At 68.0% G+C, this 19,967-nt stretch carries 23 protein-coding genes and 1 tRNA gene; 14 read left to right on the forward strand and 10 right to left on the reverse strand.

Annotated elements, in window-relative coordinates; genetic code table 11:
* Window positions 1-12 precede the first annotated feature (12 nt).
* The 4 genes from prfA to LZ009_RS21095 all read left to right on the forward strand — a co-directional run bounded on the left by prfA (window position 13) and on the right by LZ009_RS21095 (window position 3,474).
* Window positions 13-1,107, forward strand: coding sequence for a peptide chain release factor 1 (prfA, locus tag LZ009_RS21080; protein ID WP_275699950.1), 1,095 nt, complete (start codon window positions 13-15; stop codon window positions 1,105-1,107).
* Window positions 1,104-1,931, forward strand: a complete 828-nt coding sequence (prmC, locus tag LZ009_RS21085) for a peptide chain release factor N(5)-glutamine methyltransferase (RefSeq protein WP_275699951.1) — start codon at window positions 1,104-1,106, stop codon at window positions 1,929-1,931. The genes prfA and prmC overlap by 4 nt, the downstream gene beginning before the upstream one ends.
* A 44-nt stretch (window positions 1,932-1,975) precedes the next feature.
* The gene (gene grxD, locus LZ009_RS21090) at window positions 1,976-2,305 is read left to right on the forward strand and encodes a Grx4 family monothiol glutaredoxin (protein ID WP_275699952.1); all 330 of its coding nucleotides are present in this window, start codon (window positions 1,976-1,978) and stop codon (window positions 2,303-2,305) included.
* Between the two features lie 179 nt (window positions 2,306-2,484).
* On the forward strand, window positions 2,485-3,474 hold the full coding sequence (locus tag LZ009_RS21095) for an AAA family ATPase (protein WP_275699953.1): 990 nt from the start codon (window positions 2,485-2,487) through the stop codon (window positions 3,472-3,474).
* Between the two features lie 2 nt (window positions 3,475-3,476).
* On the opposite strand, the gene LZ009_RS21100 is transcribed toward LZ009_RS21095, so the two are convergent.
* A complete protein-coding gene (locus tag LZ009_RS21100) occupies window positions 3,477-4,139 on the reverse strand; it encodes a lytic transglycosylase domain-containing protein (RefSeq protein ID WP_275700075.1) in 663 nt (220 codons plus the stop codon).
* Between the two features lie 14 nt (window positions 4,140-4,153).
* The gene (locus LZ009_RS21105; protein ID WP_275699954.1) at window positions 4,154-5,899 is read right to left on the reverse strand and encodes a proline--tRNA ligase; all 1,746 of its coding nucleotides are present in this window, start codon (window positions 5,897-5,899) and stop codon (window positions 4,154-4,156) included.
* 97 nt (window positions 5,900-5,996) lie between these two features.
* Between LZ009_RS21105 and LZ009_RS21110 the strand changes: the two genes are divergently transcribed.
* A complete protein-coding gene (locus LZ009_RS21110) occupies window positions 5,997-6,650 on the forward strand; it encodes an RNA pyrophosphohydrolase (protein ID WP_275699955.1) in 654 nt (217 codons plus the stop codon).
* Window positions 6,640-7,140: a CNP1-like family protein gene (locus LZ009_RS21115; protein WP_275699956.1), complete on the forward strand. Its 501-nt coding sequence runs from the start codon at window positions 6,640-6,642 to the stop codon at window positions 7,138-7,140. Before LZ009_RS21110 ends, LZ009_RS21115 begins: the two co-directional genes overlap by 11 nt.
* A gap of 36 nt (window positions 7,141-7,176) precedes the next feature.
* Here LZ009_RS21115 and proB read toward each other — a convergent pair whose 3' ends face one another.
* From proB to rplU, 4 genes are all read right to left on the reverse strand, one after another.
* Window positions 7,177-8,313 carry a glutamate 5-kinase gene (proB, locus tag LZ009_RS21120; RefSeq protein ID WP_275699957.1) on the reverse strand — a complete coding sequence of 379 codons (1,137 nt, stop codon included), beginning with the start codon at window positions 8,311-8,313 and terminating at the stop codon, window positions 7,177-7,179.
* Window positions 8,310-9,386 carry an Obg family GTPase CgtA gene (gene cgtA, locus LZ009_RS21125; RefSeq protein WP_275699958.1) on the reverse strand — a complete coding sequence of 359 codons (1,077 nt, stop codon included), beginning with the start codon at window positions 9,384-9,386 and terminating at the stop codon, window positions 8,310-8,312. The genes proB and cgtA overlap by 4 nt, the downstream gene beginning before the upstream one ends.
* A 62-nt stretch (window positions 9,387-9,448) precedes the next feature.
* Window positions 9,449-9,709, reverse strand: a complete 261-nt coding sequence (gene rpmA / locus LZ009_RS21130) for a 50S ribosomal protein L27 (RefSeq protein ID WP_275699959.1) — start codon at window positions 9,707-9,709, stop codon at window positions 9,449-9,451.
* A gap of 12 nt (window positions 9,710-9,721) precedes the next feature.
* Window positions 9,722-10,033 carry a 50S ribosomal protein L21 gene (gene rplU, locus LZ009_RS21135; protein ID WP_275699960.1) on the reverse strand — a complete coding sequence of 104 codons (312 nt, stop codon included), beginning with the start codon at window positions 10,031-10,033 and terminating at the stop codon, window positions 9,722-9,724.
* Window positions 10,034-10,236: 203 nt separating this feature from the next.
* Here rplU and LZ009_RS21140 point away from each other — a divergent pair, with 203 nt between their 5' ends.
* The 8 genes from LZ009_RS21140 to LZ009_RS21175 all read left to right on the forward strand — a co-directional run bounded on the left by LZ009_RS21140 (window position 10,237) and on the right by LZ009_RS21175 (window position 16,932).
* Window positions 10,237-11,166 carry a polyprenyl synthetase family protein gene (locus LZ009_RS21140; RefSeq protein ID WP_430300406.1) on the forward strand — a complete coding sequence of 310 codons (930 nt, stop codon included), beginning with the start codon at window positions 10,237-10,239 and terminating at the stop codon, window positions 11,164-11,166.
* 32 nt (window positions 11,167-11,198) lie between these two features.
* A tRNA-Pro gene (locus LZ009_RS21145) sits at window positions 11,199-11,275 on the forward strand.
* A gap of 210 nt (window positions 11,276-11,485) precedes the next feature.
* Entirely contained in the window at window positions 11,486-13,222 is a 1,737-nt protein-coding gene (gene pilB / locus LZ009_RS21150; protein ID WP_275699961.1) for a type IV-A pilus assembly ATPase PilB, read from the forward strand.
* Window positions 13,223-13,246: 24 nt separating this feature from the next.
* Entirely contained in the window at window positions 13,247-14,461 is a 1,215-nt protein-coding gene (locus LZ009_RS21155; protein WP_275699962.1) for a type II secretion system F family protein, read from the forward strand.
* Window positions 14,462-14,463: 2 nt separating this feature from the next.
* Window positions 14,464-15,324, forward strand: coding sequence for a prepilin peptidase (locus tag LZ009_RS21160; protein WP_275699963.1), 861 nt, complete (start codon window positions 14,464-14,466; stop codon window positions 15,322-15,324).
* Window positions 15,325-15,331: 7 nt separating this feature from the next.
* Window positions 15,332-15,934 carry a dephospho-CoA kinase gene (gene coaE / locus LZ009_RS21165; protein WP_275699964.1) on the forward strand — a complete coding sequence of 201 codons (603 nt, stop codon included), beginning with the start codon at window positions 15,332-15,334 and terminating at the stop codon, window positions 15,932-15,934.
* A gap of 40 nt (window positions 15,935-15,974) precedes the next feature.
* On the forward strand, window positions 15,975-16,727 hold the full coding sequence (zapD, locus tag LZ009_RS21170) for a cell division protein ZapD (protein WP_275699965.1): 753 nt from the start codon (window positions 15,975-15,977) through the stop codon (window positions 16,725-16,727).
* 4 nt (window positions 16,728-16,731) lie between these two features.
* On the forward strand, window positions 16,732-16,932 hold the full coding sequence (locus LZ009_RS21175; RefSeq protein ID WP_275699966.1) for a DNA gyrase inhibitor YacG: 201 nt from the start codon (window positions 16,732-16,734) through the stop codon (window positions 16,930-16,932).
* Here LZ009_RS21175 and LZ009_RS21180 read toward each other — a convergent pair whose 3' ends face one another.
* From LZ009_RS21180 to LZ009_RS21195, 4 genes are read right to left on the reverse strand one after another with little or no spacing between them, the layout of a single operon-like run.
* Window positions 16,933-17,406 carry an NUDIX domain-containing protein gene (locus LZ009_RS21180; protein ID WP_275699967.1) on the reverse strand — a complete coding sequence of 158 codons (474 nt, stop codon included), beginning with the start codon at window positions 17,404-17,406 and terminating at the stop codon, window positions 16,933-16,935.
* Window positions 17,403-18,275, reverse strand: coding sequence for an ATP-binding protein (locus LZ009_RS21185; protein ID WP_275699968.1), 873 nt, complete (start codon window positions 18,273-18,275; stop codon window positions 17,403-17,405). The genes LZ009_RS21180 and LZ009_RS21185 overlap by 4 nt, the downstream gene beginning before the upstream one ends.
* Window positions 18,272-19,498, reverse strand: coding sequence for a bifunctional glutamate N-acetyltransferase/amino-acid acetyltransferase ArgJ (gene argJ, locus LZ009_RS21190; protein ID WP_275699969.1), 1,227 nt, complete (start codon window positions 19,496-19,498; stop codon window positions 18,272-18,274). Before argJ ends, LZ009_RS21185 begins: the two co-directional genes overlap by 4 nt.
* Before the next feature lie 16 nt (window positions 19,499-19,514).
* Window positions 19,515-19,946, reverse strand: a complete 432-nt coding sequence (locus tag LZ009_RS21195) for a rhodanese-like domain-containing protein (RefSeq protein WP_275699970.1) — start codon at window positions 19,944-19,946, stop codon at window positions 19,515-19,517.
* Window positions 19,947-19,967 lie beyond the last annotated feature (21 nt).

A 19,967-nucleotide genomic window follows, 5' to 3' on the forward strand; every position in this document is an offset into this window, starting at 1 on the left:
GACCTACCGCTTATGAAACCCTTTCTCAGACAACAGCTGGAACGTTTCCCCGTCCGCCTGCAGGAACTCGACTTCTTCCTCGCGCAGCCGGAGGTGGTCAACGACATGGCGCGCTACCGCGAGCTCACGCGCGAGCACGCGGAAGTGAGCGAGGTGGCGGGCCGCTACCAGCTGTTCCAGCAGCGCGAGCGCGACCTCGCGCAGGCGCGCGAGATGCTGGAAGACCCGGAGATGGCCGACATGGCCAAGGAGGAGATCGCCGCCCTCGACACCGAGCTGCCCGCGCTGGAGGTCGAACTGCAGGGCCTGCTGCTGCCGAAGGACCCGGACGACGCGCGCAACACCTTCCTGGAAATCCGCGCCGGCACCGGCGGCGACGAGTCGGCCCTCTTCGCCGGCGACCTGCTGCGCATGTACACCCGCTACGCCGAGCGGCAAGGCTGGCGCACCGAGATCGTGAGCGAAAGCGAAGGCGAGGTCGGCGGCTACAAGGAAGTGGTGATCCGCGTCGTCGGCGACGCCACCTACGGCAAGCTGAAGTTCGAATCCGGCGGGCACCGCGTGCAGCGCGTTCCCGCCACCGAGAGCCAGGGCCGCATCCACACCAGCGCGTGCACGGTGGCCGCGCTGCCCGAGCCGGACGAAGCGCAGGCCGTGCAGATCAACCCCGCCGACCTGCGCATCGACACCTACCGCGCTTCCGGCGCGGGCGGCCAGCACGTGAACAAGACCGATTCGGCGGTGCGCATCACGCACATCCCGACCGGCATCGTGGCCGAATGCCAGGACGACCGCTCGCAGCACCGCAACAAGGCCAAGGCGCTGCAGGTACTGTCGGCGCGCATCCAGGAGAAGGAGCGCTCCGAGCGCGCGGCGAAGGAAGCCGCCACCCGCAAGGGCCTGATCGGCAGCGGCGACCGCTCGGACCGCATCCGCACCTACAACTTCCCGCAGGGCCGCATGACGGACCACCGCATCAACCTCACGCTGTACAAGCTGGCGATGATCATGGAAGGCGACCTCGACGAGGTGGTGCAGGCGCTGCTGCTGGCGCGCAAGGCCGAACAGCTCGAGGAGCTGGAAGTGGGCATGGGCGCGGCGCGGTGAACCTGCAGCAGGCCCTGGGCGAGGCGGCGGCGCAAGGCCTGGCCCGGCTCGACGCGCAATTGCTGCTGCTGCACGTGCTGGGCCGCGCGCAGGGCGACCGCGCCTGGCTGATCGCGCACGACGGCGACCCGCTGCCGCAAGAACAAGCCCGGCGCTTCGCCGAACTCGTCGCCCGCCGCGCCGCCGGCGAACCGCTGGCCTACCTGGTGGGCAACAAGGAGTTCTTCGGCCTGCCGCTGCAAGTCGATGCGCGGGTGCTGGTGCCGCGGCCGGACACGGAGGTCCTGGTCGAATGGTCGCTGGATTGCCTGCAAGGCCGCACCGCGCCGCGCGTGATCGACTTGGGCACCGGCAGCGGTGCGATCGCGCTGGCGATCCGGCAGGCGCGCACCGATGCGCACGTCGAGGCAGTGGATCGCAGCGCTGCGGCGCTCGAAGTCGCGCACGCCAATGCGCACGCGCTGGGCCTGCCGGTTCGCTTGCGCCAGGCCGACTGGCTGGACGGCGCTACCGGGCCTTATGACCTGATCGTGAGCAACCCGCCGTACATCGCGGCCGGCGACGCGCACCTGCCCGACCTGCGCCACGAGCCCGAGTCCGCCCTGGTGGCCGGCGCCGACGGCCTGGACGACATCCGCCGGATCGTCGCGGCCGCCCCGGCGCTGCTGGCGCCCGGCGGCTGGCTGCTGCTGGAGCACGGCTGGGACCAGGCGGCGGCCGTGCGCGCGCTGCTGGCCTCCGCCGGCCTGGCCGAAGCGCAAAGCCGCCACGACCTGGCCGGCATCGAGCGCTGTTCCGGCGCCCGCCGCCTTGAACTGGGATAATTCACCGCAATGTTCGGCGCAGGCCTGCCTAGGAGATTCTTGAAATGAGCGACACCCAGCAACGCATCGACGACCTGGTGAAGAACAGCGACGTGCTGCTGTTCATGAAGGGCAACGCGAGCTTCCCCATGTGCGGCTTCTCCGGCCGCGCCATCCAGATCCTGAAGGCCTGCGGCGTGGACCCCAAGCAGCTGAAGACCGTCAACGTGCTCGAGGACGACGAGATCCGCCAGGGCATCAAGGAATACAGCAACTGGCCCACCATCCCGCAGCTTTACGTCAAGGGCGAGTTCATCGGCGGCTCGGACATCATGATGGAGATGTACCAGAACGGCGAGCTGCAGCAGGTCCTGGGCAGCCAGCCCCAGTCCTGATGGCGCCGGGTGCGCGGTCCGCCGCGCACCGTCAGCACTCCGCCACCCCGGCTGCCAGCGGCAGCCGTCCCGCCCCCACTGTCGACTCCTGCTGACATGCGCGCGGGTTAGCGCAGCCATTCGTTGCCCCCTGGCACGGCCTATGCTGGAATCAGCAAAAGTCGTTGAAGGAGTGGCAGATGGAGTCCCGCAGCCTCGTTCCCCAATCCGGCCTGAACCTGCCGATCGCCAAGGTCCGCAGCGTGTTCCGCCCGCACGACGTCGAGCGCAAGCTCGCCAAGCTGGCGCGCGAGCACGAAAGCCTGCGCGCCACCTACGAACGGATGCTGGAGCGCGGCCCCGAGCGCTTCCAGGTCAAGCCCAGCGGCGTGCCCGAGATGGCCGCGCTGTACGACCAGCTTCCCAATTTCGCCGACGCGCTGGACGACATCCGGCGCCACGTCGCGCTGGCGCAGGACAGCGGTGACGGCCTGGAGGTCACGCCCATGCTGCTGCTGGGCCCGCCCGGCATCGGCAAGACCCACTTCGCGCGCCAGCTGGCCGAGTTGCTGGGCACCGGCATGAACCTCGTGCCCATGAGTTCGATGACGGCAGGCTGGCTGCTGTCCGGCGCGTCGTCCCAATGGAAAGGCGCGAAGCCCGGCAAGGTGTTCGAAGCGCTGGTCGACGGCCAGTACGCCAACCCCGTCCTGGTGGTGGACGAGATCGACAAGGCCAGCGCGGATGCGCAGTACGACCCGCTGGGCTCGCTCTACAGCCTGCTGGAACACGACACGGCGACGACCTTCATGGACGAATTCGCCGAAGTGGCCATCGACGCGAGCCAGGTGATCTGGATCATGACGGCCAACGACGAGCGCTGCATCCCCGAGCCGATCCTCAACCGCATGAATGTGTTCGAGATCGACGCGCCCTCGCCCGAACAGGCCCGCGCCATCGCGCGCAACCTCTATGCGTCCATCCGTGGCGAACACGGCTGGGGCCAGCATTTCGAACCCGAGCTTGCCGACGACGTGCTGGACCTTCTGGCCGACCTGGCGCCGCGCGAGATGCGGCGCGCGCTGATGACCGGCTTCGGCAACGCGCGCCTGGCCGGCCATGAGGCCGTGCAGGTGGAGGACCTGCCGAAGGCAGAGGGGGCGAAGTCGAAGATCGGCTTCCTGCAGTAGCCTTAAGGGCCGCCCGGAACCTTCTCCGCCGGCTTCGCCGGATCCGGCGAGCGTTCCGGAACCGGCGTGTCCGTGAACACCCAGCCGCGTGCGGCGGCAAACACGGCGCGCGGGTATTGCGGCTGGCCGCGGCTGCCGTTGTAGCGGCCCAAGGCCAGGTACAGGTCGCCGTTCTCGCGATCGAGGTAGTGGCGCAGGATCACGCAGCCGAAGCGCAGGTTCGTCTGCATGTGGAACAGGCTGGACGGATCGCCGTTGCCGATGAGGCGCGTCCAGAAGGGCATGACCTGCATGTAGCCGCGCGCGCCCACCGGGCTCACCGCGAATTTGCGGAAGCCGCTCTCCACCTGCACCAGGCCCAGCACCAGGCCCGTATCGAGGCCCGCGCGGCGGCTCTCGTACCAGATGGTCTGCAGGAATTCCTTGCGCTCGGTCCAGTCGGCCTTGCGCCGCACCAGCCGGTGGCTCATCTGCCCCAGCCAGCGCAGGTAGGTGAGGCGCGCCTCGGTGTTCGGGAAGTCGGGAACCGGCGGCGCACCGTAGGCGACGGCGGCGCTCAGCGCGGTGCGCACCGAATCGATCAGCGGCTCCTCGACCTGCGCGCCGGCCTGCGCCCGTCCGCCCAGGAGCAGCATGCCGGCGCCCGCCAGCGCGGGCTGCAGCATGGCGCGCCGCGTGATCACTTGGCCAACCGCCCCTTCACGAAAGCGAGCACGTCGGCGGCCGGCACCTTGGTGGCGGCGGCGTCGCGGCGGTGCTGGTATTCCAGCTGGCCTTCCTTCAGGCCGCGGTCGGAGATCACCACGCGGTGCGGCACGCCGATCAGTTCCCAGTCGGCGAACATCGCGCCGGGGCGCTCGCCGCGGTCGTCCAGCAGCACGTCGACGCCGGCCGCGGCCAGTTCGTCGTGCAGCTTCTCGGCGGCCGCCTTCACGTCGGCGCTGCGGTCCATGCCGATCGGGCAGACCACCACCGTGAAGGGAGCGATCGCATCGGGCCAGATGATCCCGCGCTCGTCGTGGTTCTGCTCGATGGCCGCCGCCGGCAGGCGCGTGATGCCGATGCCGTAGCAGCCCATCTCGAACAGCTTGGGCTTGCCGTCCTCGTCGAGGAAGGTGGCGTTCATCGGCTTGCTGTACTTGGTGCCCAGCACGAAGATGTGGCCCACCTCGATGCCGCGTTCGATGGAAAGCGGCCCCTTGCCGTCGGGCGAAGGATCGCCTTCCACCACGTTGCGGATGTCGGCCACCAGGTCCGGCTCGGGCAGGTCGCGGCCCCAGTTCACGCCGGTGATGTGGAAGTCCTCTTCGTTGGCGCCGCAGATCCAGTCGGCCATCACGGCCACTTCGCGGTCGGCCACGATCTTCACCTTCTCGCGCAGCGCGATCGGGCCCAGGTAGCCGGGCTTGGTGCCGAAGTGCTGCTCGATCTCGGCGACGGTCGCGAAGCGGAAGCCCGCGTCCAGCCCCGGCACCTTGGAGGCCTTGATCTCGTTCATGCCGTGGTCGCCGCGCAGCAGCAGCAGCCAAAGCTTGCTGGACTTGACGACGCCCTGGTCGTCGACTTCGTCGCTGGCCAGCACGATGGACTTGACGGTGGACTGCAGCGGCACGCCCAGCAGCGCCGCGACGTCCTCGCAGGTCGCCTTGCCCGGCGTGGGCACCTTCTTCATCTCCTGCTTCGCAGCGGGACGCGGGCCGGCGGGCGCCAGCGCCTCCGCCTTCTCCATGTTGGCGGCGTAATCGCTGTCGGGGCAGTAGACGATGGCGTCCTCGCCGGTGGCGGCGATCACCTGGAATTCCTCGCTCAGGTCGCCGCCGATGGCGCCGCTGTCCGCGGCCACCGCGCGGTAGCGCAGGCCGAAGCGGTCGAAGATGCGGCGGTAGGCCTGCGCCATGCCCTGGTAGCTTTTCTTCGCGCCCTCGAGATCGCGGTCGAAGCTGTAGGCGTCCTTCATGATGAACTCGCGGCCGCGCATCAGGCCGAAGCGCGGGCGGCGCTCATCGCGGAACTTGGTCTGCACCTGGTACAGGTTCTTCGGCAGCTGCTTGTAGCTGCGCAGCTCCTGGCGGCCGATGTCGGTGACGACCTCTTCGCTGGTGGGCTGCACGATGAAATCGCGCTCGTGCCGGTCCTGGATGCGCAGCAGCTCGGGGCCCATCTTGTCGAAGCGGCCCGTCTCCTGCCACAGCTCCGCCGGCTGGACCACGGGCATGGTGAGTTCAACGGCGCCCGCTCTATCCATCTCCTCGCGCACGATCGCCTCCACCTTCCGGATGACGCGCAGGCCCATCGGCATGTACGTGTAGATGCCGGCGCCGAGCTTCTTGATCATGCCGGCGCGCGTCATCAGCTTGTGGCTGGCGACTTCCGCATCCGCGGGGGCTTCCTTGAGGGTGGAAATCAGGAACTGCGAGGCTCTCATCGAATTGGAATCAGGGGGTGGGGAGCGGCTGAGCCCTTCCAGCGCGCAGGAGCGCCGTGCATAATGGACTCAGTTCAGAAGATTTTGGGGTGTGATTATGCTTGACCGGGACGGCTTTCGGCCCAACGTCGGCATCATCCTGCTCAACCAGAGAAACCAGGTGTTCTGGGGCAAGCGCATCCGGACGCACAGCTGGCAGTTCCCGCAGGGCGGCATCGACCGGGGCGAAAGTCCCGAGCAGGCGATGTTCCGCGAGCTGCACGAGGAAATCGGGTTGATGCCGGAGCATGTTCGCATCGTCGCCCGCACGCGCGACTGGCTGCGCTACGAGGTGCCGGAACGGTACATCCGGCGCGACGCGCGCGGCCACTACAAGGGCCAGAAGCAGATCTGGTTCCTGCTGCAGCTCACGGGGCAGGACTGGAACCTCAACCTGCGCGCCACCAACCATCCGGAATTCGACGCCTGGCGCTGGAACGACTACTGGGTGCCGCTCGACGTGGTGGTGGAATTCAAGCGCGGCGTGTACGAGATGGCGCTGCGCGAGCTGGCGCGCTACCTGCCGCGCAACGACCATCGCAACCGCTACCTGCGCAGCGGCATGCGCACGCGCGACGGCGACTACGCGGCGCACGACGGCGGGCAGATGCAGATGCCCGGTCCGGCCATGGAATTGCCGCCCGGCGCGGTGTTCGACCCCAACCCGCAGGCACAGGTGGAAGAGGTCGTCAAGGGAAAGCATGTTTCGTAGATTCTTCGCGCTGGCCGTCCTGGCCGGCGCCGTGGGCTCGTCCTTCGCGCAAGGCATGGACAACCCCGACTGGAAGGAGCAGGACGCACCTCCTCCCCCGCCCCTGCGCACCACGGGCCTGATCCCGCTGGAAGTCCCCGGCAGCAGCCTGCGCTTCGGCGTCGACCCCGCTTCCGTGGCCGTGGGCAAGGACGGCGTGGTGCGCTACGTCGTGGTCGCCCAGAGCAGCAGCGGCGCCGTCAACGGCATCTACGAAGGCCTGAGCTGCAGCGGCGGGTCGGTGCGCATCTACGCGCGCCACAACCCGGACAGCGGCTGGGTGCCGGCCGGCACGACGCTGTGGACGCCCCTGCACCAGACGGCGAACTCGCGCTACAGCCTGCAGGTGGCCCGCACGGGCGCCTGCGTGGGCCACGCACCGAACGGGAATGCGGCGCAGATCGTGCGCGACCTCCGGTCCGGCGTGGACCACCGGTTCGAGAAGTATTGAGTTCGGGATGCCGGGGCGAAAACCCCGGCTGGCGGCCTACCGGGTGACGACCAGGTTCGTCCGGTGGATCATCTCCGGCTCCGCCACGTATCCGAGCAGCTTCTCGATCTCGCTCGAAGGCTTGCGGCACAACAGGCGCGCCTCGGCAGCGGCGTAGTTCGCCAGGCCGCGCGCGATCTCCTGGCCGCGCGGGTCGCGCACCGCGATCACCTCGCCGCGGTGGAAGTCCCCTTCGACCGCGGTCATGCCGATGGGCAGCAGGCTCTTGCCGTCGTCGCGCAGCTTGGCCACCGCGCCCTCGTCCACGGTCACCGCGCCGCGCAGCTGCAGGTGGTCGGCCATCCAGCGCTTGCGTGCCTGGTTCTTCTGAGTTGGCGCCAGCAGCAGCGTGCCGATGATCTCGCCGCGCGCCAGGCGCAGCAGGCAGTCGGGCTCGCGGCCCCAGGCAATGACGGTCGATGCGCCCGAACCCGCGGCACGCTTGGCCGCCAGCACCTTGGTGATCATGCCGCCCCTGCCGATGCTGCTGCCGGCGCCGCCCGCCATCGCCTCCAGCGCGGCATCACCCGCGGCCGCCTCCTGGATGAAGCGGGCCGACGGGTCCTTGCGCGGATCGGCGCTGTACAGGCCCTTCTGGTCGGTGAGGATCACCAGCAGGTCGGCCTCGACCAGGTTGGCCACCAGCGCGCCCAGCGTGTCGTTGTCGCCGAACTTGATCTCGTCGTTGACGACCGTGTCGTTTTCGTTGATCACCGGCAGCACGCGCAGGCCCAGCAGGGTCAGCAGCGTCGAGCGGGCATTGAGGTAGCGTTCGCGGTCCGCGAGGTCGGCGTGCGTGAGCAGCACCTGCGCGGAGGCCATGCCGTGCTCGCGCAGCTTGGTCTCGTACATCTGCGCCAGGCCCATCTGGCCGACGGCGGCGGCGGCCTGCAGCTCGTTGAGTTCGCGCGGGCGCGTGGTCCAGCCCAGGCGCTTCATGCCTTCGGCGATCGCGCCGCTGGACACCATGATGACTTCGCGGCCCTCGGCCGCCAGCGCGGCCAGCTGCCGGCTCCATTCCCCGATGGCGCGCTCGTCGAGCCCGCGGCCCTCGTTGGTGACCAGGCTGGACCCGACCTTGACGACGATGCGCCGCGCTTCCTTCAGCGCGGCCGACCCGTTCCTTGGATTCATGGCTCCGGATTGTCGCTGCCCGCGAAGCGCGGGTCGACTTCCACCGGCGCCTGCTCGGCGCGCTGCTGCGACTGGATGTGGACGTACACCGCCTGCACCAGGTGCTCGCAGCCTTCGCGGGTGAGCGCGCTGATCTCGAACACGGGGCCCTTCCACTTGAAGCGCTTGACGAAGTCCTTGACCTTGGCCTCGCGCTCCTCCTTCGGCACCATGTCCAGCTTGTTCAGCACCAGCCAGCGCGGCTTCTCGTAGAGGGCGGGGTCGTATTTCTTCAGCTCGCCGACGATCGCCTTGGCCTGCGCCACGGGGTCGATGTTGTCGTCGAACGGGGCCATGTCCACCACGTGCAGCAGCAGCCGCGTGCGCTGCAGGTGCCGCAGGAACTGGTGGCCCAGGCCCGCGCCCTCGGAGGCGCCTTCGATCAGGCCCGGCACGTCGGCGATCACGAAGCTCTGCTCCGGACCGACGCGCACCACGCCGAGGTTCGGATGCAGCGTCGTGAAGGGATAGTCGGCGATCTTCGGCCGCGCGTTGGAGACCGCGGCGATCAGCGTGGACTTGCCGGCGTTGGGCATGCCCAGCAGGCCGACGTCGGCCAGCACCTTCAGCTCCAGCTTCAGGCTCTTCTTCTCGCCGGGCCAGCCGGGCGTCTTCTGCCGCGGCGCGCGGTTGATCGAGCTCTTGAAGCGCATGTTGCCGAAGCCGCCGTCGCCGCCCTTGGCGATCATGATCTTCTCGCCCGGCTGCAGCAGCTCGTACAGCACCTCGCCGGTCTCGGCGTCGGTGATGATGGTGCCCACCGGCATCTTCAGCGTGATGTCGTTGCCCATGGCGCCGAACATGTCGGAGCCCATGCCGTGCTCGCCGCGGCCCGCTTCGTGGCGGCGCGAGTAGCGGAAGTCGACGAGCGTGTTCAGGTTGACGTCCGCCACCGCCCACACGTGGCCGCCGCGGCCGCCGTCGCCGCCGTTGGGGCCGCCGAATTCCTTGTACTTCTCGTGGCGGAAAGACACGCAGCCGTTGCCGCCATCGCCCGCGGCGATGTCGATGAACGCTTCGTCGACGAATTTCATAGCAATTCCAAATGAAAAAGCCCCGACAAGTCGGGGCTTCTTGTCAGCAGGCTGAGGTTAACTCAAGCCGCCGGCACGACGTTGACCGTCTGCTTGTTCAGCGAGCCCTTGACCTGGAACTGCACGTGGCCGTCGACCAGGGCGAACAGGGTGTGGTCGCGGCCCACGCCGACGTTCACGCCGGGGTGGAACTTGGTGCCGCGCTGGCGCACGATGATGGAACCGGCGCTGATGAGTTCACCGCCGAAAGCCTTCACGCCGAGCATCTTGGGCTGGGAATCCCGCCCGTTTCGCGTAGAGCCGCCGCCTTTTTTCTGTGCCATGGTTCCTGCTCCTTAGCCGGCGATGGCACCGATTTGCAGCTCGGTGTATTGCTGGCGATGGCCTTGGTGTTTCTGGTAGTGCTTGCGACGGCGCATCTTGAAGATGCGGACCTTGTCGTGCTTGCCGTGCGCCACGATCGTGGCTTTCACCGTGGCACCGGATACCAGGGGCAGACCGATCTTCAGGTCGCTGCCGTTGCCGAGAGCGAGAACCTGGTCGATGGTGATTTCCTGTCCGATGTCCGCAGCAATCTGTTCTACTTTGATCTTGTCGCCGGAAGCAACACGATACTGCTTGCCTCCGGTTTTTATGACCGCGTACATAGTGACCTCTTCAATAGGGGAGTCCCCGGACGGATTTCCGGAGAGCCCAAGACTATAGCATAGTTTGCGCGCACTCACACAAGCCCGGCCGGACCGGGTCTCGCGAGTGTGGCGGCTTCCTATAATCCGGCAACTCCCGGATCCCCGTCTTGCCCGACTCCTCCCCCAACGCCAGCACCGTACTTTCCCTGATCGCCGAGGACATGGGCCAGGTCGACGCCGTCATCACGCGGCGCCTCGCATCGGGCGCCCCGCTGGTGGGGCAGGTGGCACGCTACATCATCTCCTCCGGAGGCAAGCGCCTGCGCCCGGCCCTGCTCCTCTTGGTCTGCGGCGCCCTCGGCTGGCGCGGCGAGCAGCGCTTCAACCTGGCGGCCGTGGTGGAGTTCATCCACACCGCGACCCTGCTGCACGACGACGTGGTGGACGACTCCACCCTGCGCCGCGGCCGCGCCACGGCCAACCAGCAGTTCGGCAATCCCGCCAGCGTGCTGGTGGGCGACTTCCTGTATTCGCGCGCCTTCCAGATGATGCTGGACGCCCACGACATGCGCATCATGGAGATCCTGGCCGAGGCCACCAACGTGATCGCCGAGGGCGAGGTCATGCAGCTGATGAACATGCACGACCCGGAGCTCGACGAAACCGGCTACCTGCAGGTGATCCGCTCCAAGACCGCCAAGCTGTTCGAAGCCAGCGCCCGCCTGGGTGCGGTGCTGGCCGGCGCGCCGCCCGCCATCGAACGGGCCTGCGCCGACTATGGCCAGGCGCTGGGCACCGCCTTCCAGGTGATCGACGACGTGCTCGACTACGCCGGCGAAGTGGAGGAAATGGGCAAGAACCTGGGCGACGACCTGCGCGAAGGCAAGGTCACCCTGCCCTTGATCGCCGCCATGCGCCGCGCCACGCCACAGCAGCGCGCGCTGATCCGCCATGCCATCGAGGAAAGCGCGGTCGGCGAACTGGAGCACATCATCGCCATCGTGCGCGAAACGGGTGCGCTGGACGTGGCTCATGCGGCCGCGGCGGCCGAAGCGCAGCGCGCGATCGAAGCCGCGCAGCAGCTTCCGCAAAATGAGCACTCCGCGGCTCTGGTACAATTGGCGGCTTCACTGCTGCAGCGGCGTAACTGAAAACCTTCAGCACGCGCCGCACCGCGGCAAATCGGGGTGTAGCTTAGCCTGGTAGAGCGCTACGTTCGGGACGTAGAGGCCGGAGGTTCGAATCCTCTCACCCCGACCAGTGAAATTGCCTCCCTGCGGGAGGTCTTCCTCCCTTCGGACGTAACAAGGCAGTAGCATTCCTGCGGGTCCCCATCCCCAGGCGTGACTTCCTACCAACTGCCTGACGCAGTTAAGCCACTGGATCGTTTACACCTCCGCGGCTTTTCGGGATGATCCGCTGTGACATAACTTTGGGGCTATTGCATTCGCCCTCAGAACTTCCCTGCCCATGGCCGCCGTCGATCCCGCCACTGAAGCCTCAGCCCTAGCACTGCCCGGCCTCGGCCGCGCCCTGGTGACAGCGGGCAAGCTCGGCCAGAAATCGGCCGAGGAAATCTTCCGCAAGGCGACGACCAACCGCACCAGCTTCATCGCGGAGCTGACCGGTTCCGGCGCCGTTTCGGCCGCCGACCTGGCGCACACCATGTCGTCGGCCTTCGGCGCGCCCTTGCTCGACCTGGAAGCCATCGACGTCCAGCGCCTGCCGCGCGGCCTGCTGGACGTGAAGATCTGCCAGAGCTACCGCGTGGTGGTGCTGTCCAAGCGCAACAACCGCCTGATCGTCGCCACGGCCGACCCGTCGGACCAGCAGGCGGCCGAGAAGATCAAGTTCGCGACCCAGATGGGCGTGGACTGGGTGATCGCCGAGTACGACAAGCTGACCAAGATGGTGGAGGCGCACGCCACCACCACCTCGGAGGCGATGGACAGCATCATCGGCGAGGACTTCGAGTTCGACGAGTCCAGCATGGAGGCGGCGAACGTCGAGGAGGACCAGGGCGCGGTCTCCGACGTCGAGGACGCCCCGGTCGTCAAGTTCCTGCACAAGATGCTGCTGGACGCGATCGGCGCCCGCGCCTCGGACCTGCACTTCGAGCCCTACGAACACACCTACCGCGTGCGCTTCCGCATCGACGGCGAGCTGCGCGAGATCGCCTCGCCGCCGGTGGCCATCAAGGACAAGCTGGCCTCGCGGATCAAGGTGATCTCGCGGATGGACATCTCCGAGAAGCGCGTGCCGCAGGACGGCCGCATGAAGCTGAAGGTCGGCCCCGACAAGGTGATCGACTTCCGGGTCTCGACGCTGCCCACGCTGTTCGGCGAGAAAATCGTGATCCGTATTCTCGACCCGTCCAGCGCCCGCCTGGGCATCGACGCCCTCGGCTACGAGCCCGAGGAGAAGGCGCGCCTGATGGCGGCCATCGGCCGGCCCTACGGCATGATCCTGGTGACCGGCCCCACCGGCTCGGGCAAGACCGTGTCGCTCTACACCTGCCTGAACCTGCTGAACAAGCCGGGCGTGAACATCTCCACCGCGGAGGACCCGTCCGAAATCGGCATGCCGGGCGTCAACCAGGTGAACGTGAACGAGAAGGCGGGCCTCACCTTCGCGGCGGCGCTGAAGTCCTTCCTGCGCCAGGACCCGGACGTGATCATGGTCGGCGAAATCCGCGACCTGGAAACCGCCGACATCGCCATCAAGGCCGCCCAGACCGGCCACATGGTGATGTCCACGCTGCACACGAACGACGCGCCGACGACGCTCACGCGGATGCGCAACATGGGCATCGCGCCCTTCAACATCGCCTCGTCGGTGATCCTGATCACCGCGCAGCGCCTGGCGCGCCGGCTGTGCCCGCAGTGCAAGGCGCCGATGGACATTCCCTATGAAACCCTGCTCGACGCGGGCTTCAAGGAAGAAGACGTGGACGGCAGCTGGACGCCCTACCATCCGGTGGGCTGCGGCGCCTGCAACAACGGCTACAAGGGACGGGTGGGCATCTACCAGGTGATGCCGATCAGCGAGGACATGCAGCGCATCATCCTCGCCGATGGCAGCGCCCTGGAGATCGCGGCGCAGGCTCGCAAGGAGGGTGTCCGCAGCCTCCGCGAGTCCGGCCTGCACAAGGTCAGGCTGGGCCTCACTTCCCTCGAGGAAGTGCTCGCCTGCACCAACGAATCATAAAGAAGAGTCGTAAGAGGAGCCCACATGGCGACGGCAGCAACCAAGGTCACCGAGTTCGTTTTCGAATGGGAGGGTCGGGACCGCAACGGCAAGCAGGTGCGGGGCGAAACCCGTGCCGCCGGCGAGAACCAGGTCATGTCGGCGCTGCGCCGGCAGGGCGTGTCGCCGACCAAGATCAAGAAGCGCCGCATGCGTTCGGGCTCGAAGATCAAGCCCAAGGACATCGCGATCTTCACCCGCCAGCTGGCGACCATGATGAAGGCCGGCGTGCCGCTGCTGCAGTCCTTCGACATCGTCGGCCGCGGCAACGCCAACGCCAGCGTCACCAAGCTGCTGAACGACATCCGCACGGACGTCGAGACCGGCACGTCGCTGTCGGCCGCCTTCCGCAAGTACCCGATGTACTTCGACAACCTGTACTGCAACCTGGTGGAAGCCGGCGAGCAGGCGGGTATTCTCGAAAGCCTGCTGGACCGCCTGGCGGTCTACATGGAAAAGACCGAGGCGATCAAGTCGAAGATCAAGTCGGCCCTGATGTACCCGATCGCGGTGGTCGTGGTGGCCTTCGTGGTGGTCTCGGTGATCATGATCTTCGTGATTCCCGCCTTCAAGGAGGTGTTCACCTCCTTCGGCGCCGACCTGCCCGCGCCGACGCTGTTCGTCATCGGCATGAGCGAGATCTTCGTCAAGTGGTGGTGGCTGATCTTCGGCGGCATCGGCGGCGGCTTCTACTTCTTCATGCAGGCGTGGAAGCGCAGCGAGAAGATGCAGATGTTCATGGACCGGCTGATGCTCAAGATGCCGGTGTTCGGCGCCCTGGTCTACAAGTCGGTGATCGCGCGCTGGACCCGCACCCTGGCGACCATGTTCGCCGCCGGCGTGCCGCTGGTGGAAGCGCTCGACTCGGTCGGCGGCGCGTCCGGCAACTCGGTCTACGAGATGGCGACGCTCAAGATCCAGCAGGAAGTGTCCACCGGCACCAGCCTGACGGCGGCGATGACCAACGCCAACGTGTTCCCGTCGATGGTGCTGCAGATGTGCGCGATCGGCGAGGAGTCGGGCTCCATCGACCACATGCTGGGCAAGGCGGCCGACTTCTACGAGGCCGAGGTCGACGACATGGTGGCCGGCCTGTCCAGCCTGATGGAGCCGATCATCATCGTGTTCCTGGGCGGCATCATCGGCGGCATCGTGGTGTCGATGTACCTGCCGATCTTCAAGCTCGGTTCGGTGGTCTGACGGTGGCGGGCGACCTGCTGGACACCGTGTTCGCCGGTGTCCTGGGGCTCCTGATCGGGAGCTTCCTGAACGTGGTGATCTACCGCTTCCCGAAGATGCTGGAGCGCCAGTGGGCGGAGGAAGCCGCCGACTTCAGCGGCCAGCCGGCGCCGGAAGCGGAGACCTTCAACCTGGTGACGCCGCGCTCGCGCTGCCGCAACTGCGGCCACGTGATCCGCTGGTACGAGAACATCCCGGTGCTCAGCTGGCTCGTCCTGCGCGGCAAGTGCTCGGAGTGCAGGACGCCGATCGGGCTGCGCTACCCCATCGTGGAAATGGTGACGGCTTCGTTCTTCGCGCTGTGCGCCTGGCGCTGGGGCCTGACCTGGCAAGGCGCGGCCTGGGCGGCGTTTGCCGCGCTGCTGATCTGCCTGTTCCTGATCGACTTCGACACGCAGATCCTGCCGGACGACCTGAACTACGTGCTGCTGTGGCTGGGCCTGCTGGCCGCCGCCATCGGCTGGACGGTGCCGCTGAAGTCCGCCGTCTGGGGCGCGGCCGTCGGCTACCTGCTGTTCTGGAGCATCTTCCAGCTGTTCAAGCTGGCGACCGGCAAGGAAGGCATGGGCTACGGCGACTTCAAGCTGCTGGCCGCGCTGGGCGCCTGGTTCGGGGTGGAGTACCTGCTGGCGATCGTCCTGCTGTCGTCCATCGTGGGCGCGGTGATCGGCATCCTGCTGCTCGTGATCGGCAGGATCGCCAACAAGGACATCCCCATGCCCTTCGGCCCCTACCTCGCCGGCGCGGGCCTGCTGTGCCTGGTGCTGAGCCCGGCGGCCGTTCCGGGGCTGCTGCCCTTCGCCTTCCCCTTCGGCGCGCACTGAGGTCACCTTGGCCGCGCGCATCGGCCTCACCGGCGGAATCGGCAGCGGCAAGAGCACCGTGCTGGAGATGCTGCGCGCGCTGGGCGCCGCGGCCATCGACGCCGATGCGATCTCGCGCGCCACCACCGCCTTCGGCGGCGCCGCCATCCCGGCCATCGCGGCGAAGTTCGGGCCCGAATACATAGGCCCCGATGGCGCGCTGGATCGCAACCGCATGCGCGAGCGCGCCTATGCGCATCCCGAGTCGCGCAAGGACCTGGAGGCCATCATCCACCCCCTGGTGGGCCGCGAGATCGAGCGGCAGGTGCAGGCCGCGCTGGCGGCCGGCGCGCGCTGCATCGTCTTCGACATCCCGCTGCTGGTGGAATCGGGCCGCTGGCGCGCCCAGCTCGATCGGGTGCTGGTGGTCGACTGCGAGCCCGAAACTCAGGTGGCGCGCGTCACGGCGCGCAGCGCGCTGGCGCCGGACCAGGTCCGGGCCATCATCGCCGCGCAGGCCCCGCGCGCGCTGCGGCTGGCGGCGGCGGACGTCGTGATCTGCAACGAAGGCATCACGCTGGAAGCATTGCGAAGCGAAGTGGAACAGGCGGCCCGGACCTTCGGGCTATGATGGCGGCCGACTCCCGCCTGCCCCAACGCCTTCCCCGCGCGTGATCCTCTACGAATACCCTTTCAACGAACGCATCCGGACCTACCTGCGGCTGGAACACCTGTTCCGGCGGCTGGGCGAGCTGATTCCCCGCAGCCACCCGCTGGACCACCACTACGCGCTTGCCACCATCTTCGAAGTGATGGACGTGGCGGCGCGCGCCGACCTCAAGTCGGACGTGATGAAGGACATCGAGAAGCAGAAGCAGACGCTCAACGGCTACCGCGGCAACCCCGGCGTCGCCGAGGCGGTGCTCGACGAGGTGATCGGCCGGCTCGACGCCTGCTTCAGCACGCTGAACAACACGCCCGGCAAGGCCGGCCATTCGCTCACCGAGAACGACTGGCTCATGAGCATCCGCAGCCGCGCCGGCATCCCGGGCGGGACCTGCGAATTCGACCTGCCCGGCTACTACGCCTGGCAGCACCACACGGCGGAGGCGCGACGCGCCGACCTCGAGCGCTGGGCAACCACGCTCGGCCCGCTGGCCGAAGCGATCCACCTGCTGCTGAAGCTGCTGCGCGACTCCGGTTCGCCGCAGAAGGTGATCGCCAATGGCGGGCAGCTGCAGCAGACCCTGCCGCAGGGCCGCACCTTCCAGCTGCTGCGCCTGCGGATCAACCCCGACCTGGGACTGGTGCCGGAAATCAGCGGCAACCGGCTGATCGTGTCGGTGCGCCTGATGCGGCAGGAGAGCGACCGCATGGTGCCCAGCACCGACAACGCCCCCTTCGAAGTGACGCTCTGCGCCTGAGCCCATGGCAGCGACGAAGCCACGCACCGTGCGTTGCCCCGCCTGTGGGGGCAAGAGCGTCTACGCGCCCAGCAATCCCTACCGGCCCTTCTGCAGCGAGCGCTGCAAGAACATGGACCTGGGGGCGTGGGCCAGCGAGAGTTTCCGGGTGCCCGACGATTCGCCGCCCGACGACCTGCCGTTCGGGGATCCGAAGGAGCAGTAGTCAGGCGTGCGTGGCCCCGGGGAACCGCCGTTCCTCCGCGAACCACTGCAGTACGGGCACCGTCCCCGGCAGCACCGGCTGCACGGTGACGGGCAGCTGCTGCCAGGCGAACTCCTGCCCTTCGTGCATGTGCAGCTCGCCTTCCCACTCGTACACCTTGCAGAAGTTCAGGCGCACCAGCGCGTGCGGATAGTCGACCCGCTCCACCTTCCACGGGTGCACGGCGCCTATCGTGATGCCGATCTCTTCCCGCAGCTCGCGCCGCAAGGCCTGTTCCACCGTCTCGCCGGCTTCGACCTTGCCGCCCGGGAATTCCCAGTAGCCGGCGTAGACCTTGCCCGCCGGGCGGGACGTCAGCAGGAAGGCGCCGTCGGCGCGGATCAACACGCCGACCGCGACTTCGACTTCCTTGCGGTCCGGCCCGCCTTCGCGCGGCCGGTCGCCGTGGGCGACGAGGACGGGCTTGTCGCTCACCCGTGGTGCCGCCCGGCGTAGTCGCGCGCGAACTGGTAGGCCACCCGGCCGCTGCGCGAGCCGCGCTCCAGCGCCCACACCAGCGCCTCGGGCCGCGCCGCCTCGATCTCGGCGGCGGGCACCTTGAAGTGCGACAGCCATTGCGCGGTGATCGCGAGGTATTCGTCCTGGCTGAAGGGGTAGAAGCTCACCCAGAGGCCGAAGCGTTCCGACAGCGAAATCTTCTCCTCCACCACCTCGCCCGGATGCACCTCGCCGTCCTCGGTGTGGGTGTAGGTGAGGTTTTCCTTCATGTATTCGGGCAGCAGGTGGCGCCGGTTGCTGGTCGCGTAGATCAGCACGTTGGGCGTGGCCGCCGCCACGGAGCCGTCCAGGATGGACTTGAGCGCCTTGTAGCCGGCCTCGCCTTCCTCGAAGCTCAGGTCGTCGCAGAACACCATGAACTTCTCGGGCCGGCCCGAGCAGACGTCGACGATGTCCGGCAGGTCGACCAGGTCGGCCTTGTCGACCTCGATCAGCCGCAGGCCGTCCTTCGCGTAGGTGTTCAGGCAGGCCTTGATCAGCGAGGACTTGCCGGTGCCGCGCGCGCCGGTCAGGAGCACGTTGTTGGCCGGATGGCCCTGCACGAACTGCAACGTGTTGCGCTGGATCTTTTCCTTCTGCGGCTCGATCTCCTTCAGGTCGTCGAGTGCAATGGCCGCCACGTGCCGCACGGGCTCGAGAACGCCATGGCCGCTCGCCCGCTTGCGGTAGCGCCAGGCGATCGCCGCGCCCCAGTCGGGGGCCGACAGCGGCTGCGGCAGGATGGCCTCGATGCGCTGCAGCAGCTGCACGGCCTGGGCCAGCAGGCCCTCGAACTTCTCGCTCATGAACGGTAGTCGGCGTTGATGGTCACGTAGTCGTGGCTGAAGTCGCAGGTCCACACCTGGTCGGAGACCTTGCCGCGGCCCAGGACCACGCGCACCGTGATCTCGCTTTGCTTCATCACGCGCTGGCCGTCTTCCTCGCGGTACGACGGATTGCGGCCGCCGCCGACGGCCACGTGCACGTCGTCGAGGAACAGGTCGATCTTCGTCTGGTCGAGGTCGGCGATCCCGGCATAGCCCACGGCCGCGAGGATGCGCCCCAGGTTCGGGTCGCTCGCGAAGAAGGCGGTCTTCACCAGCGGCGAGTGCGCGATGGCATAGGCCACCTGCAGGCATTCGGCTTTCGTCTTGCCACCTTCGACGCGCACCGTGATGAACTTGGTGGCGCCCTCGCCGTCGCGCACGATGGCCTGCGCCAGCAGGCGCGCCACTTCCTGCATCGCGCCCTTGACGGCCTGGCCGGCGGGCGTGTCGAACGAGGTGATCTTCGCGTGCCTGGCCTGGTTGGTGGCGACCACGACGAAGGAATCGTTGGTGGAGGTGTCGCCGTCCACCGTGGCACGGTTGAAGGACCCCTCGGCCAGCTCGAAGGCCAGCGCGGGCAGCAGCTTCGCGTCGATCTGCGCGTCGGTCGCCAGGAAGCCCAGCATGGTGGCCATGTTCGGGCGGATCATGCCGGCGCCCTTGCTGATGCCGGTGACGGTGACGGTCGCGCCATCGACCTGCACCTGGCGGCTGAAGGCCTTGGGCAGCGTGTCGGTGGTCATGATGCCCTCGGCCGCGCGCAGCCAGTGCGCGGGCTGCGCGTCGGCGATGGCGGCGGGCAGGCCGGCTTCGATGCGGTCCACCGGCAGCTGCTCCATGATCACGCCGGTGGAGAAGGGCAGCACCTGTTCGGGCTGCAGCTTGAGCAGCTTGGCGGCCGCCGCGCAGGTCGCGCGCGCGCGGGCCAGGCCGTCCTGCCCGGTGCCCGCGTTCGCGTTGCCGGTGTTGATCACCATCGCGCGGATGTCGGTGCGCGCGAGGTGCTCGCGGCAGACCTGCACCGACGCCGCGCAGAAGCGGTTCTGCGTGAAGACGCCGCCGACGCTGGAGCCTTCGTCCAGCAGGAAGACCGTCAGGTCCTTGCGGTTTGCCTTGCGGACGCCCGCCTCGGCCACGCCGATGCGCACGCCGGGAACGGGGAACAGCGACGCGGCGCTGGGCGCGCTCAGATTCACAGCCATGGTTTTCTTTCGCTTGTCAGTTCTGGCGCCAGGGCAGGCCGCGCAGGCGCCAGCCGCCCTTGCGGCCGCGGTGGCCCTCGGCGTCGGCGTCGCCTTCGAAGCCTTCCAGGATGTTGTAGGCCTCCAGGCCCAGTTCGGTGGCGCGCTTGGCGGCGGCGATGGAACGCACGCCGCTGCGGCACAGGAGGACGGCCTTCTTGCCGGCGGGGACGGCGGCCTGCACGCCTTCGTCGAAGGCGGCGTTCAGGGCCATGCCGGGCCACTGCTTCCAGGCGAGCGGCACGGCGCCCGGCACGAAGCCGACCCACTCGCGCTCGGCGTCGCTGCGCACATCGATCAGCACGGCGTCGCCGGCCTGCCACCAGCGGCAGGCGAGTTCGGGAGAAACGTCGCCCGCGTAGCCGGCCGCGGGCCGGACTTCGTCGGGCAAGGAGGAAGGGGCGTTCATGGGCCGATTTTGCCAGCCCCG

This window comes from Ramlibacter paludis (genome assembly GCF_022012305.1).
Classification (GTDB): Bacteria; Pseudomonadota; Gammaproteobacteria; order Burkholderiales; family Burkholderiaceae_C; genus Ramlibacter; species Ramlibacter paludis.

Coding starts and splice junctions, on each gene's coding strand:
- LZ009_RS21155 (WP_275699962.1), top strand. CDS start 13,247: ATGGCGACGGCAGCAACCAAGGTCACCGAGTTCGTTTTCGAATGGGAG.
- grxD (WP_275699952.1), top strand. CDS start 1,976: ATGAGCGACACCCAGCAACGCATCGACGACCTGGTGAAGAACAGCGAC.
- LZ009_RS21110 (WP_275699955.1), top strand. CDS start 5,997: ATGCTTGACCGGGACGGCTTTCGGCCCAACGTCGGCATCATCCTGCTC.
- LZ009_RS21100 (WP_275700075.1), bottom strand. CDS start 4,139: ATGCTGCAGCCCGCGCTGGCGGGCGCCGGCATGCTGCTCCTGGGCGGA.
- LZ009_RS21175 (WP_275699966.1), top strand. CDS start 16,732: ATGGCAGCGACGAAGCCACGCACCGTGCGTTGCCCCGCCTGTGGGGGC.
- LZ009_RS21185 (WP_275699968.1), bottom strand. CDS start 18,275: ATGAGCGAGAAGTTCGAGGGCCTGCTGGCCCAGGCCGTGCAGCTGCTG.
- LZ009_RS21195 (WP_275699970.1), bottom strand. CDS start 19,946: ATGAACGCCCCTTCCTCCTTGCCCGACGAAGTCCGGCCCGCGGCCGGC.
- LZ009_RS21095 (WP_275699953.1), top strand. CDS start 2,485: ATGGAGTCCCGCAGCCTCGTTCCCCAATCCGGCCTGAACCTGCCGATC.
- LZ009_RS21140 (WP_430300406.1), top strand. CDS start 10,237: ATGGGCCAGGTCGACGCCGTCATCACGCGGCGCCTCGCATCGGGCGCC.
- prfA (WP_275699950.1), top strand. CDS start 13: ATGAAACCCTTTCTCAGACAACAGCTGGAACGTTTCCCCGTCCGCCTG.
- cgtA (WP_275699958.1), bottom strand. CDS start 9,386: ATGAAATTCGTCGACGAAGCGTTCATCGACATCGCCGCGGGCGATGGC.
- proB (WP_275699957.1), bottom strand. CDS start 8,313: ATGAATCCAAGGAACGGGTCGGCCGCGCTGAAGGAAGCGCGGCGCATC.
- argJ (WP_275699969.1), bottom strand. CDS start 19,498: ATGGCTGTGAATCTGAGCGCGCCCAGCGCCGCGTCGCTGTTCCCCGTT.
- rpmA (WP_275699959.1), bottom strand. CDS start 9,709: ATGGCACAGAAAAAAGGCGGCGGCTCTACGCGAAACGGGCGGGATTCC.
- LZ009_RS21105 (WP_275699954.1), bottom strand. CDS start 5,899: ATGAGAGCCTCGCAGTTCCTGATTTCCACCCTCAAGGAAGCCCCCGCG.
- rplU (WP_275699960.1), bottom strand. CDS start 10,033: ATGTACGCGGTCATAAAAACCGGAGGCAAGCAGTATCGTGTTGCTTCC.
- pilB (WP_275699961.1), top strand. CDS start 11,486: ATGGCCGCCGTCGATCCCGCCACTGAAGCCTCAGCCCTAGCACTGCCC.
- LZ009_RS21115 (WP_275699956.1), top strand. CDS start 6,640: ATGTTTCGTAGATTCTTCGCGCTGGCCGTCCTGGCCGGCGCCGTGGGC.